This is a genomic window from Yersinia sp. 2553 StPb PI (assembly GCF_052217105.1).
In the GTDB taxonomy this organism is placed as follows: Bacteria; Pseudomonadota; Gammaproteobacteria; order Enterobacterales; family Enterobacteriaceae; genus Yersinia; species Yersinia enterocolitica_E.
In genome coordinates, this window is record NZ_JAZGPX010000002.1 from 4,725,624 (window position 1) to 4,739,777 (window position 14,154).

A 14,154-nucleotide genomic window follows, 5' to 3' on the forward strand; every position below is an offset into this window, starting at 1 on the left:
TTAATGCGACAGGGCCAATTATCCCACCCATCGATGAGGAGAGTCACCGGCTCTCATTATTTGCAACAAGCCCATGGGATCGTCGCCTCTATTCTTCTGCTGTCTGAGTAATAAACCAGCGTAATGAATTCAACACTTTAGTTTCAGACATCTTGGCTCTGTTCTCATCAACCAACTTCATTAATACTAATCTTGCAGTATAAATATCCAAATGCGCTTTATCAGCCAACTCTCTGGTTTTTGGCCAACTGCCCACTGGGGGGACAGATCCACCAAACTGTTCTTTCAGAACATTACAAGTTTCTTCCAATATGCCCATGACTTCTTCTTTACGTAGATTATTAGGTTTCATTGACCTCGCCTCAAACAATATATTTATTAAAAATGCATTGTTTTTATTATTTATATTTTCTATACCCGCGCAAAACATTCCCTGTAAATTTAAAAGATAACTTTCAAATCCAGCGAGAACTTAACTTATTTACTTCGCATGGCTTTGTAATGCTCATTTAATTGTCATGACTCCCAAATCAGAATTAACAACTAAGCACAGTTTTAGTACCAGCGTACAGACCAGAGAATAATAGCACTCTGAAAATGCCGACCTGTGAATGGGGTCGTGCTTTACTCCTTCGGCCAAAATGGAGATTTATCTTACCATCATCTTATTTTTGCAATAGTGCCGTATTGGATTTAGTAACTAATTAACTTTTTGACTAATTTTGTTCGATGAAATTTTTTAGGAGGTTCACTTGAAGTTAAAAAAACAATTAACATGTTTTTATAGATGCTGTCTTACAAAGTATACAATCAGCCACAACGGACAAATAGCTATAGCCTCCCATCTTTTCATTTTTTCTACCAAGCACTATAATAAAAGAAAGGGGACTTGACTTCCTTATTTTTTCAATGGTTTTAAATGAATCAAAAAGAGAGCTATTATCTACATCCAGGATATATATATCTCTCTCATCTTTTTTTATATATTTGTTATCTATCAATACATATTTATCTGCATTAATACTTATTTGTTTTTTTTGGATTGACATTATTTCTTTAAGGATTATCTCTAGTGAAAAGCGTGTCAAACTACAATAGCCTGAAATAATAACCCGCATAATACGACGCATCCTTTCTCTACTATTCTATCTATATTAAAAATGGACTATAACTTATTTTCGGTGGATGAATAGTGGCACCGAAGTGCCACTATTCAGCTTGTGTCACTCTTATTAGAAGTTGTATTTCACCCCTAACATCACTGCAGTATCGCTGTAACCTTTGTCGCCCAATTGCTGGCCAACGTTACCCCAGACATTCAGTTGCTTGTTCAATTGCCCCTCAACACCCACTTTCAGTTCACCGATATTCTTCGCGCCAGCTTGTTTCACTTCAACCGCGTTCATATTGGTGCCAAAATCTTTGGTGTTGTGGATCCAGTTGGCTTCCACAAACGGTTGGAACTCGCGATCCTTGCCATTATCACTTTCGTGGTGGCCTTTCATATAAGAACGCAGCCCCAGACGGGTCTGGATATTACCGTCGCCTTGACCACTCACCTGAGTACCGTTTGCTTCACGGTGCTCGTCAGCTTTCACACCCATCCAGGTGATTTGGGCTTTCGGCTGGATAAAGTACGTTTCGTTTTTAGACTGATTTTCACCGATCTTAAAGGTGTAGCCGCTCTCGACCGACGCGGTGATCCCTTTCGATTTATACTCTTCCGTCGCCAGACCGTCGCCCTGCACGCTATTGTTAAACCAGCTGTACTGCGCCCAACCGTCAACATACAAGCCCGACTTGTCTTCGTCGTTGGCATACCAGGTGCTGTACACCCCGGCGGTGTATCCATCAACCGAACCACTCGACTTATAGCCCGATTTCGCGTGGGTGTCGCTCTTGCTATTACCGTAACCGGCCATTACACCCAGGTGTAAACGGTCCAGACCATCGTTGCTCCACTGGGCAATATCGCCACCCAATTGCATCACATAGCGGTTGCTTTGGGTTTTCAACTGACCACTGGTGTCACGTGAACGGTTATGTCCGCCTTCGTTACGCAGCCACATGCTGGTCACTTTCTGCTCGCCAGTCAGGGCGTCGATATACTGTGTTTCGCCCAAACGATCGTGCAGACGCGTCACAAACATAGTGTTGGCTGCGGCCAGGTTCGCGGTGTAGCTGCCGGCTTCAGGACGTTTAGTTTCCTCGCCTGGACTCGCCGGGTTTTCCGGGTCGACCGGGTTCTCTGGATCAATCGGCAAATTACTCAGGCTGGTCAAATACCAGTTACTGGCGTTTGAACCCACCCCACGTACGAGTGAGTAATCATATGCACCCGCTACGATACGGCCAGGGTTCACAAACTCACCGTCGGATTGACCATTCACCTGAATGAGCTCAATACCGTTTAAGGTTTTAGCGCCCGTACCGCCCGCATTATCTACGCTTACGTTAGTGGTGCCGCTGGTGTTACCGTTCACAATCATGCTGTCGGTGGCAGAGCTGTCGTCGCCCAGCGCGGTGTTGAAGTGCAGCAGACCGTTGTTGCCAATATAGTTGCCGTTGACCACTAATTGGTTACCGGTGGTGCCCGTACCGTCACTGGTCTTGTTACCGATAAATACCGTGCCGCTGTTGGTTAAGTCAGTGCCAACGGTAAAGATATTACTGGCCGGCGCCAGGCGAGCCAGACGGCCCATCGCCGGTACCACCGGTGCCGTTGGGTTGCCCACAAACAGCACGCCCTGGTTATCAACCGCGCCCGCTACACCACCAAAACCGCCCATAAAGGCACCGCTGGCTATATTCACCTGCTGGCTTGCCAGCGTCATGGGGTCAGCACTGCTGCCTAACATCAGGCCACCCGCATTGATATCTGTCTGGCCGGTATAGGCCGCCGTTTGAGTCAATGACAGGGTACCGTCACCGTTTTTAGTCAGACTACCACTGCCGCTAATGCTGTTTGCCAGCAACCAGTTATTATCGCTATTGAGCACCAATGAACCGTCGTTAGTGACCGCTGCCGTCCCCAGATGTTCTGCCTGAGAAGCGGTTAACTGGCTGCCGTTCGTGATAGCAAACAGGCCGCTGAACAGGCGGTTATCACCGCTCAATGTGATATCGCTGTTATCTTCCAGCACCACACTGCCGGCATCACTGATAGCATTTGCTAACTGGCCCGCAGCCCCTTTCAGTGTCAGCAGACCGGCGTTAACGATATTGCCATCGCCCAGACCCGCTGCATTGTTCAGTAACGCTTGTGCGCCACTGGCAAGGGTGGTCACCGCGCTCAGGCCAGTATTGGCACCCTTAACGCTCAGCACATTGGCGGCAATTGTCAGCGCGCCACTGCCGGTCAGTTCACCCTCAGACACACCGCCCTGGCTCAAGGTTAAGCTGCCACCATTGAGATCAACCGTTGAGCCCGCAGTACTGTTCAGTTCGCCCACGGTTTGGCTGTGACCCTTCATGTCAAAGGCGGTATCTGCTGCCAGTGATAACAGCGAGGTATTCCCCAACACATTATCATTCAGCATCTGCAAGGTGCCGCTGCGTACATCGGTAGAACCGGTGTAATCATTGTCCAGATTGGACAGTGTTACCGTATTTCCTGCACCGGTATCAATCGCCAACTCACCACTGCCCGTCACTTTGGCACTCAAATCCGCCGCAGGACCGGTTTTATTGGTGGCATACAGCGCCAGTGCATCTGCACCGCTGCCCAGCAGTTCAACTTCGGTCAGGCCGTAACCGATATACAAACCGTCGTTACCCGTACCGCTGCTCAGGCGATAATCGTAAGTGCCTTTGGCGACCGTGGTGCCATTTTGTGCAATATCGGCCGTGGTGGCATCGGTAATGACATTGCCATCCTGGTCTTTCAGCACCAGATTGCCGCCATCGCCTTGCACGGCCACATCACTCACCGCCAGTTGCAGCACGGTGTTGGCATCATCCTGCTCCATGATGGGCAGCGCAGGATTGACCGGCGTCTGGCTGTTGTCGACGCTGTCGATGTCCACCACCACCGTCCCGGTGCCCAGCAGGTTCATCTCTTTGGTGGTATGGATAGTGCTTTTCGCCACCGTCTCACCCGGGGTGCCGGTGTCAAATTTCACCGTACCGCCGTCAAAGGCCAACCCACCGATAGTTTGCACACCGTCACCGACGGTGGTGATACTGTCCGCGCCCAGTTTCAGAGTGGCATTCACTAATGCTGCCGTGTTATCCGCCGCCAGCTCAAAGGTGGCGTGACCTAATGCCAGTACCCCGTTAAAGGCGTTCTGTGCCGCATTAGCCGTAAAATCAAAGGCATTACCGGCGGTATTAACGGCCATCGTGCCGAGGCCGTTCAACTTGCTGTTAAAGCTCACGGCATTCAGGTTATTAACCTGCAACAGACTGCCGTCACCCAGATTAAAACCGGTGTTGGCATTGTCATCCTGACTGTCACCCAGCGCCAGCAGCACATTGTCCAGTGTCAGCGTTGAGTTATTGATCAGGTTGATGTATTCCATATTCTGGATAGCATCAGCATCACTCAGGGTATACAGCGAACTGTCCAGCGTCAGCGTATCGCTGCCGGTACCGCCGTTCAGTGAGCTAAACACGCCGGTATCGGCTAATGTCAGCCCTTTCAGAATGAAGGCATCATCGCCGCTGCCGGTGGTGAAGTCAGTGCCTTTACTGCCTTGCATCAGGGTCACGGTGTTGTTGCCCGCTAACAGATCCACCTTGCCAACAATTGTGCCACCCGTGGCGTTGGTAAATGCCAGACCCGTCCCAGTATTGGTTACGACAGCCTGCTGCGTGGCGCTGTTGGCTTGAATGGTACCGCTGTTGACGAAGCTGGTGACATAACCGTTATTGATGTCCACCACCGGGCTGGTGAGTGATGTTGATATCAGGTTACCGGACTGCTCGACACGGCCGGTAGTGCCTTTGACAATCAGGGCTGCACCGCCTGCGGCATCATTGACGTTTACGCTGGCACCGGTTTTCAGATCCTGACGGGAGTTGGTGACAATCCCTTTGCCCGCGGCTGAATTGACGTTAATCACCAGACCGGCCGAGTCGGACATGTCCAGCGTATTATCGGTGATGGTGTCGCCGGTGTTGGCAAACAGAATACCGGTACCGCTGCCGTTGACATTGATCGTGCCAGAGTTGGTTGCCGCCAGGGAGGCACCGGTACGAATACCTGCACCATTACCCACCGTCAGCGTGGTGTCTTTTAACTGAATACCGGTAATTTCCGCTTTGTTTTCAATCGCATTACCTGTGCCGCCCGCGGTCATGGTGATGGTTGCGCCATCCACGGTCAGTGCTGTGGCACCGGTATCAAGCAGTACGCCATGGGCAGTGCCGCCCGCTTTGGTTTCACCGTTACCGGATAAGGTCAGGCTCGCCCCCGCACCCAGCAGATAAGCGGCGGTGCCGTCGGTTGCGTTGACGGTACCGCTGTTATTCACGGTAGAGTTAGCACCCTGAATATTGACCGCAGTCCCATTGACTGTGATGAGGTTTTGGTTGGTCAGAATCCCGCCGTCTACCAGCACGCCAGTACTGCCTGCTTGTGTAAAATCAATGGAGCCATTGTGGATAAGCTCACCGCCATTACGGGCGATATAGCCATAGGCACCAGACGCGGTGTTACCGGTGGTCAATACCGCCGAACTGGTTAAGACAGATTTTCCGGTAGCACCGGTGGCAATACCATCCAGGCCGTAGTAGTTGCCATCGACGATACCGGCAGTAGCCCCATCACCGCTCAATTCCAGGCTGGCATCTGCCGTGATGGTGCCGCTGGCGCCACCCTCGACTTTTACCCCAGTAGAGCCCTCGCCCAGGATGTTCATTGTCAAAGCACCCGAATTAAAAGTACTGTTCTCCCCGGTAACCTGGATAAGTGTTGAATTGATACCGTCAGCATCTAATGTAGAAGCATTGCTCCCCGCGAAACTGGCTCCGGTATCAATACGATATAATATCGAACCTTCAGTGGAGACTTTTTCATTACCCACGGCGCTATTATTAATGGTTGAACCAGCGCCAAATGCATAGTAACCAATCTGGTTTTTACCACTTTTAAATTCTACCTGCCCATTAGCACTGACATTGATTGTTCCATTATTACGGGCATGGACGCCGATGGTGCCGTCGCCATATAGGTTAACGTTACCTGTCAGATTCGCTACAGCATTATTACCTTCGGCCCAGATACCGTAATTAGCCCGACCTGAAGCATCGACACCACCATTGATATCAATCTCACCAGAGCTTGAGGCAGAAGCACTATCATTCACTTTTGTGGCATCAGAAAATACCTTGATACCGACTGAGTTGGTGCCATTGAGGATAATTTTACCGGTATTATTGACGTTACGGGTCTTCTCGGTAGAGGAAATACCAATGTTAATACCAGTCGGATCGCTGCTTGCACCATTGATAGTAATAGTACCAGCCTGATTTACAGTAGTATTAGCACCGCGAGCATCGATACCAACGCTGTTACTTGTCTTGCTTCCAATAATAATATGTCCGCTGGCATTATTATTAAATGTACCGTTGCCAGAAAGATATACTGCATAGGAACGCATTTTAATCAGTAGATCATCTGCCACCTGACCAATTTGACGCTGTGCTTCACGACCAATATAAATCAGGCCATTATTATTAGACGTTGAAGTACCTTGAGTAACGATACCACGATTATAATAGCCACCAGCCGCATCACCAATCTCAGCTGTGGAAGCCATATTAATAGTACCGTTGTTGGTAAATTGGGTGGTATCACTTAATAGTGCCACTGCAGTGCTCGCACTGCTGGTACGGGAGGCTACGTTAATAATGCCGTCATTGGTGACCACAGAGCTACCATTGGCTAAAATCGCAGTATGATCACCGATTGTCACATCACGTTTTTGAGTTGCAGCGAAGTCTTTGATTTCGTCATTGGTACCCGCATCTATAATCCCGGTCACACTATTATTGACCGTGCTGTTTGTTGCGAAAACAATATAGGTACCTGAAATGGTAGCTGCAGCAGAGCCAATAGTCCCATTATTGTTCAATGTTGCGCCGTTGGTTAAACGGATTAACGATGCATCAGTGTAGAATGCCTGAATATTTGCGTCAGTGCCTACGTTAACAATAGAGTGCTTACCCTCGCCATGAATAAAGGCAACCTGGTCTTTATTAACTAAATAATTAACTGCGTCATCAACACTGATTTTAGGATCTAAGATAACTTTTTGTGCGGTATTATTATTTTTTAAAGCAAGTGCCAACTGAGCTGCATACTCTTTGTCAGTCAATGTTACTTTGTTATCTTTAATCGCCTGAATAAGCGCTTCATTATAGGCTTTTAATTCTGCAAAATTAGTGACGTTTTGCTGACCGATAACACTCGTGAATTCGCCTGTGTAATCGTCAATGACAAATGAAGCCGCATAGCTTGAACTATCGGAAATATTGTTATTACGATTGCCTAAGCTAACAATAGTTTTCCCATCATAGTTAAGAACCGTATCACTTACCGAAGTATTATCAGAGACAACATGGAACACTGACGTTGTTGTTGCTGCTTGTTGTGTGTCAGTTTTCTTCTGCGTACCTTTTAAGATAGCATTAAAATAGTTGGCAGTGTCTGATGTCCAGTTAGAGCCGGTGCTACCCACATTTACAGTCATATCACTATTAGGTTGCAGCACGAAGAATCGGCGATCGACATATTGCCCATCAACACCGACTGGAAGTGAAGTAGTAACATTAATCGCTGAAGCAGGGGCACTTTGCATTTTACTGCTATCGTAAACATTGACACTCACTTTTTTGCCGGTGATCGGGTCAACATATTCAATAGCTGTTGTTTGCGCACCAATAATGAGTCGATTGAAATCGATCAATTCCGCACCAGATGTAATCAGAGACCGATCAAGTGCCCCTAAGGTCGTGCTTATATAACCGTTTTGGCCTTTAGCTATGTTCGCAAAGCTCCCCGACAAGGTATTACCTGAACCTGTGGAGATCTGTTCAAATTGAACTTCAGGTGTAAATCCGGGAACACTTATATCTGCAGCAAAAGCAGAGTTCGTCCCTAATGTAAACATCAAGGTAATGGCAATCTGGTTCAGGCGAGAGGGTGTCGTTAAACCTAAAGTTGTATCGACAGTTTCTGCACCTGAGCAAAATGACTTAATCTTTTTTCCTGATTTAGAAAACTCAGATGCAACATCGTAGCGACCTAAGGCACTATTCCAAATGACTTTAAATACTCGATTCATAAAACGCTCAATTTTCTCTATTTATTTTGGGTTATAATTAACGAGCAACATTTTTCACTTAACCAAAAAGTAAGTGTGTTGGTGAACTGCCACTGGTGAATGCTTTAAATCTGATGTTGCATTATTGGTACTTATAGTAAACGTACGGGGTTATACATATATATAGGAGAGAAAGACTACTCTTGTAGGAATAATCCCGCGGCGGACGAGGAGCTAACAATTAAGGTTTATATATCAATAGATTAATTTAATTTCTTGGATAGGAATAATCTCATAATGATATGAAAGTCTTATGTAAATTAGTCTTGTTTTTTATTTTAAAACGTAATCAATTATAGGCATTTATCGGCAAGGATAAATAATATATGTCTCTTTTTAATAGAGATATTCTCCTTTTAATTCTTAACAAAAACACTATATTTAATATTGCCTATTTAATTTTAGTGAGAGTTCTTAACTAAAACCGCTCAATTATGCATAAAAAGAAAATTTATTAGTAGTTATGATCACAAAACTGATGAGTGCGATGCATCGCTCCAAATATGACTGACCTGTCCCTTGGAATAGATGCCGCTCTCTATGAGTGATATGGGTTCCTTCATGCTCGAAATCCCCCGTCAACCAACCAGTGGATGTGAAAAGGGTGTTCCGCCATTGGGGATGTGACAAATTTATCCTGAACTGCAGTGTGTAACGCGATGAGCACGCAGAAATCGGGGTGAGTGAGGTCCTTGGGTAGATATTAACAGGTGGTGTTGCCATAAAGCCTTAGAGGTCGATTAAAATTGATTCCAATGGAATCAAGGCTTGGTGACAGTGGCAACCTCAAGTGAGTGAGGGTAAGCTAGGCGCATGCTGCTAGTATCTGCTAAACTCGTGATATTGATAAGCTACTGAAAATCAGATGGTTATTAAAGTGTAGGTTGAAATTAAGATTTTACTCTACGCGCTTAAAAATACCATTAAAATCAAATAGGAAAGAATAATGGCTAACAATCGTAGTCGTCGTTTACGCAAGAAGATGCATATCGACGAGTTTCAGGAATTGGGTTTTTCCGTACAGTGGACCTTCCCTGAAGGGACTGGTGTTGATGTAATTGATAAAAGTGTCGATGCTTTTATCGATGAAGTCATTGAAGCCAATGGTCTGGCATTTGATGGTAGTGGCTACTTGCAGTGGGAAGGTTTGATTTGCCTGCAAGAGATCGGTCATTGCACTGATGAGCACCGTGCATTGGTTACTAAATGGCTGGAAGCTCGCAAGTTGAAAAATGTAGAAACCAGTGAGTTATTTGATATCTGGTGGGATTGATCTTCCGGTTTAACGGCAGATAATTAATAAGGGCGCCTAAGCAGGCGCCTTTGTTTTTATCAGGCATGGCTAGTGGAAGCTGTTACTAAGTTCTATTGGGAGCATTTTTTTGGCAAAAATTTTAGAGGTAGCAACAATCTTAAATAATGCCTTACTGGCAGATATCTTACAGCAGGTTCGCCCGCTGATTGGTCAGGGGAAGGTTGCTGATTATATTCCCGCATTAGCGGAGGTCTCGGCAGATAAGCTGGGCATTGCTGTGTGTACTCTGGATGGCGAGATTTTTCAAGCCGGAGATGCTGATGAACGCTTCTCTATCCAATCGATTTCGAAAGTGTTAAGTCTGACTCTGGCATTATCCCGTTACGGCGAGCAAGAGGTGTGGCAGCGGGTAGGCAAAGAGCCCTCCGGCCAGCCCTTTAACTCACTGGTTCAGCTAGAATTAGAGAAAGGTAAACCACGCAATCCTTTTATTAATCCAGGGGCGCTAGTGGTATGCGATATGTTACAAAGCCGCTTGAGTGCGCCGAAACAGCGGATGTTGGAAGTGGTGCGCCAGCTCGTGAGCGATGATAGCATCAGCTACGATCCTCGAGTGGCTCGTTCTGAGTTTGAACATTCAGATCGTAACGCGGCTATCGCATATCTGATGAAGTCTTTTGATAATTTTGATAACGATGTGCTGACGGTACTGCAGACCTATTTCCACTACTGCGCCCTGCGCATGAGCTGTGTCGAACTGGCTCGCTGTTTTGTCTATCTGGCGAATCAGGGGCGCAGTATTGGTAGGCATAGCCCGCTGATTACGCCGATACAGGCGCGGCAAATTAATGCCTTGATGATTACCAGTGGCATGTACGATGGGGCGGGTGAATTTGCCTTCCGCGTTGGTATGCCGGGCAAATCCGGGGTAGGTGGTGGCATTATCGCCATTGTGCCGGATGAGTTGTGTATTGCGGTGTGGTCACCAGAATTGGACCATGCGGGGAACTCTCTTGCCGGAACTGCTGCCTTAGAGCTATTGGCACAGCGGATTGGCCGCTCCATTTTTTAAAACAGCGCTTCAGGAGTCTTATGTTACATAAAATGAAAGCATTACGAACGGCAGCCCTGACGGTATTGATGCTGACTGCCGGACAGGTGCAAGCTGAATATCAGTGCAGTGTAAAACCGCAGGATGATGTGATTATCAGCCCGCAATCTGTGCAGATAGTGGGAGCCAGCGGTAATTTGCAGATTTCGCCTGATGGCGATGTTACCCGTAATGGTAAAACACTGACGCTGACCGATGCGCAGCGCCAACAGGCGTTCCGCTACCAGACTGCGTTGCGCAAAGATTTGCCGTGGATAGATCAGGGCGCGCAACAGCATCTTGAAAAAGCACGAGTTTCTTTGGATAAAGTGATTATTCAACAACTGGGGAGCAGCAGTAATGTGCGCAACCGACTCACCACATTGAATGATCAACTAAAGCAACAGATGAACCGTATCATTGAGAAACGTAGCGATGGTTTAACCTTCCATCATCAGGCCATCGATCAGGTAGAAAAAGATGGTCGCCAGTTGGTGCAGCAAAGTATGGGCGGTGTGTTGCAAGATAGCTTGAACGAGATGGGGGTTAAGCAGGCGACTAGTGGTAGTGGTGGTAATAATCCGTTGCAAGCCATTATGGGCAATCTGGGTGGGTTACAACAGGCTATTCAGAACGAATGGAATAATCAGGAACAGGAGTTCCAGCAGTTTGGCCATGAAGTCTGTGGGCGGGTGACGACACTGGAGCAGCAGCGTAAGGATTTACTTAAGGCGCTGAACTAAATCCCCTTGATATTCAATCCATTGTGGGTTAGCTAAAGCAGGTTTAGGTTGTAGGCTTCGCCTGAACCTGCTTTTTTACGCATAGATTTACAAAAACAGTTCTAGCAGTGAATTAAGGAATAATTTTCCTTTCTCGGTAATTTGCCAGTACTCCTCTGTTTCGATTAAATACCCTTTGGCCAATGCCTCGTCTAACTGTGGGCGAATAGTGCTTTCAGCCAGACCAGTGAAGTGGTAGAAATCTGCCCGTGGTGCGGCTTCTAATAACCGGAAACGGTTCATAAAGAACTCAAAAGGCCGGTCAGCCGTTTCCACTTCATACTGTTTATCCAGATATTTACCCTGCATGAAGCCACGGGGATGTTTGGTCTTTATCGTCCGTAGGATGCGGCCATCGCTAAACGTGACTTTACCGTGCGCCCCGCAGCCAATTCCCAGATAATCACCAAAGCGCCAGTAATTGAGGTTATGTTGGCATTGGTAGCCCGGTTTGGCATAGGCCGAGGTTTCATACTGCTGATATCCGGCATCACTAAGTAATTGATGTCCTTGCTGGAAAATATCCCACAGTGCATCGTCATCTGGCAAAACCGGCGGGCGTGAACTGAAACCAGTATTAGGCTCAATCGTCAGTTGATACCAAGATAAATGTGGCGGATCCAGTGCGATAGCTTGGCGCAAATCATCCAGCGCCTCTTCCAGTGTTTGATCAGGCAAGCCGTGCATTAAATCCAGATTAAAGCTACGTAAGTTCAGTGAGGTTGCCAGCTCTGCGGCTCGTTTAGCTTCATCTGGCCCATGAATCCGCCCAAGACGCGTTAATTTCTGTGCGCTAAAGCTTTGTACGCCGATGGAGATACGGTTAATACCGGCGCGTTGATAGCCGCTGAAGCGGTCAGCTTCGACAGCGCCTGGGTTTGCTTCCATGGTGATTTCAGCACCGGCTGTAAGGGGTAATCTGCCACGCACACCATCAAGCAGTTGTTGCATCGCTGCGGCACTGAGTAAACTCGGGGTGCCACCACCAATAAAAATAGTGCTAATTTCACGACCACTGGCCAGTGGTACGTCGGCATCAAGATCCGCTAATAAGTGCTCTACATATTCCTGATGAGGAACATCACCTTTCAGTGCATGAGAGTTAAAGTCACAGTAAGGGCACTTCTGCACACACCAGGGAATATGAATATAGAGACTGAGCGGCGGTAACTTAAGCATTACGCAGCGCATCCAACATCAGTTTCAGCGCCTGACCACGGTGTGATACTGCATGCTTCTCTTCACGAGTTAATTCTGCGGCGGTTTTACCCAACGCCGGGATGTAGAAAATAGGATCATAACCAAATCCAGCCGCACCAGCAGGTTGATGGGCAATCACACCCGGCCATTGGCCGTGAAATACTAAAGGTGTTGGGTCTTCTGCATGGCGCATGTAAACCAGCACGCAGTGGAATTGGGCACCACGTTGTACATCAGGGGTATCTTTCAACGCCACTAGCAGTTTTTCGAGGTTATCTTGATCACTGGCATCAGTACCCGCGAAGCGTGCGGAGTAAATCCCTGGTGCGCCACCTAGCGCATCAACAGCAAGGCCCGAGTCATCGGCGATAGCAGGCAAACCGGTAATTTGTGCGGCATGGCGCGCTTTTAATATGGCATTTTCGATAAAAGTTAAGCCAGTTTCATCGGCGGATTCTACGCCTAGTTCGGTTTGTGCGACCACATCCAAACCAAAATCGGCCAGCAAATTTGCCAACTCACGCACTTTGCCGGGGTTACCGGTGGCTAATACTATTTTTTGCATGGAGGGATCCTGAATTTTATTAGAGCTGACAGTTATTCTTGCGGAAGTCTCTATCACTCGAGCAGTGCCGCAACTTCTGGCGGGATCTGTTGCGGATTAACAATTTTGATCTGTTTGTGCCGCCCCTGTTCACCTTTTTCGATAACTACCTGGCTTTTCGCTACCCGAAATTGTTTAGCGATAAACTTGATCAAGTGGGTATTAGCTTGGCCATCTACCGGTGGGGCGGTAATGGCGATTTTCAGTTCATCGCCATGTAAACCGACTATCTGATCACGGCTGGCTTTGGGCTGAATATATAGCCTCAGAACCAGCCCGTCCAGCAAGGGTGTTACTGCACTCACAGCATAACCCAAAGCTCGCCTAACATATCCATACCTAAGAAGTTGATCAGATACAGGATAAGAATAACGATCATCGCCGAAAAATCGATACCGCCCATGGCAGGCAAGATGCGGCGAATCGGAGCCATTAAAGGCTCAGTCAACTGATACAGCAGATAGTCCATCGGACTACGGCCTTGGCTTACCCAACTCATCAATGCACGGATAATCATTACCCAGAAAATCAGGTAACCGGCAGCTTTAAACAGTGCAATAACACCAAACAGCAGATTATAAGGGTTGAGTGAGATAGCACCGCTACCAATCAGCAGCAACAGTGGGAACTTAATGGTCATCAGCAGGTATGCCAGCAGCAGTGATGCGCTGTCGATTGGCCCCATGGAAGGAATGATCCGACGCAATGGACCAATAATCGGCTGGGTAATTTTCACCACAAATTGTGAGAATGGGTTGTAGAAATCGCTGTGAACCCACTGCATCCAGATACGCAACAGCAGTACCATCACATACAGGTCAATGACCGTTTTGGCCAAAAAAGTCAGCGTTAGCATGAGTTGCTTTAGTCCTTATCCTTAATATTGGATATACACA

Annotated in this window: 10 protein-coding genes; 3 read left to right on the top strand and 7 right to left on the bottom strand. The window is 47.3% G+C overall.

Annotated elements, in window-relative coordinates; translation table 11 throughout:
• Positions 1-88: 88 nt before the first annotated feature.
• The 3 genes from V2A84_RS22825 to V2A84_RS22835 all read right to left on the bottom strand — a co-directional run bounded on the left by V2A84_RS22825 (position 89) and on the right by V2A84_RS22835 (position 8,288).
• On the bottom strand, positions 89-352 hold the full coding sequence (locus V2A84_RS22825; RefSeq protein WP_083162648.1) for a faeA-like family protein: 264 nt from the start codon (positions 350-352) through the stop codon (positions 89-91).
• Between the two features lie 418 nt (positions 353-770).
• Complete coding sequence (locus V2A84_RS22830; RefSeq protein WP_442849080.1) at positions 771-1,130, bottom strand: hypothetical protein; 360 nt, start codon at positions 1,128-1,130, stop codon at positions 771-773.
• A 102-nt stretch (positions 1,131-1,232) separates the two neighbouring features.
• Positions 1,233-8,288 carry an autotransporter outer membrane beta-barrel domain-containing protein gene (locus V2A84_RS22835; RefSeq protein WP_442849081.1) on the bottom strand — a complete coding sequence of 2,352 codons (7,056 nt, stop codon included), beginning with the start codon at positions 8,286-8,288 and terminating at the stop codon, positions 1,233-1,235.
• Between the two features lie 985 nt (positions 8,289-9,273).
• Between V2A84_RS22835 and V2A84_RS22840 the strand changes: the two genes are divergently transcribed.
• The 3 genes from V2A84_RS22840 to V2A84_RS22850 all read left to right on the top strand — a co-directional run bounded on the left by V2A84_RS22840 (position 9,274) and on the right by V2A84_RS22850 (position 11,415).
• A complete protein-coding gene (locus V2A84_RS22840) occupies positions 9,274-9,600 on the top strand; it encodes a YggL family protein (protein WP_442849082.1) in 327 nt (108 codons plus the stop codon).
• A gap of 109 nt (positions 9,601-9,709) precedes the next feature.
• Positions 9,710-10,654, top strand: coding sequence for a glutaminase B (gene glsB / locus V2A84_RS22845; RefSeq protein WP_193784782.1), 945 nt, complete (start codon positions 9,710-9,712; stop codon positions 10,652-10,654).
• A gap of 20 nt (positions 10,655-10,674) precedes the next feature.
• The gene (locus V2A84_RS22850; RefSeq protein ID WP_083162677.1) at positions 10,675-11,415 is read left to right on the top strand and encodes a DUF2884 domain-containing protein; all 741 of its coding nucleotides are present in this window, start codon (positions 10,675-10,677) and stop codon (positions 11,413-11,415) included.
• Positions 11,416-11,502: 87 nt separating this feature from the next.
• On the opposite strand, the gene hemW is transcribed toward V2A84_RS22850, so the two are convergent.
• Genes hemW through V2A84_RS22870 form a run of 4 tightly spaced genes read right to left on the bottom strand, consistent with a single transcriptional unit; the run spans position 11,503 to position 14,114 of the window.
• Positions 11,503-12,633 (bottom strand): radical SAM family heme chaperone HemW, encoded by a 1,131-nt coding sequence (hemW, locus tag V2A84_RS22855; protein WP_442849083.1) that lies wholly within the window; start codon positions 12,631-12,633, stop codon positions 11,503-11,505.
• Entirely contained in the window at positions 12,626-13,219 is a 594-nt protein-coding gene (rdgB, locus tag V2A84_RS22860) for an RdgB/HAM1 family non-canonical purine NTP pyrophosphatase (RefSeq protein ID WP_083162681.1), read from the bottom strand. Before rdgB ends, hemW begins: the two co-directional genes overlap by 8 nt.
• Before the next feature lie 53 nt (positions 13,220-13,272).
• Entirely contained in the window at positions 13,273-13,563 is a 291-nt protein-coding gene (gene yggU / locus V2A84_RS22865; RefSeq protein ID WP_083164094.1) for a DUF167 family protein YggU, read from the bottom strand.
• Positions 13,560-14,114, bottom strand: a complete 555-nt coding sequence (locus V2A84_RS22870; RefSeq protein ID WP_083162683.1) for a YggT family protein — start codon at positions 14,112-14,114, stop codon at positions 13,560-13,562. The genes yggU and V2A84_RS22870 overlap by 4 nt, the downstream gene beginning before the upstream one ends.
• Positions 14,115-14,154: the final 40 nt, after the last annotated feature.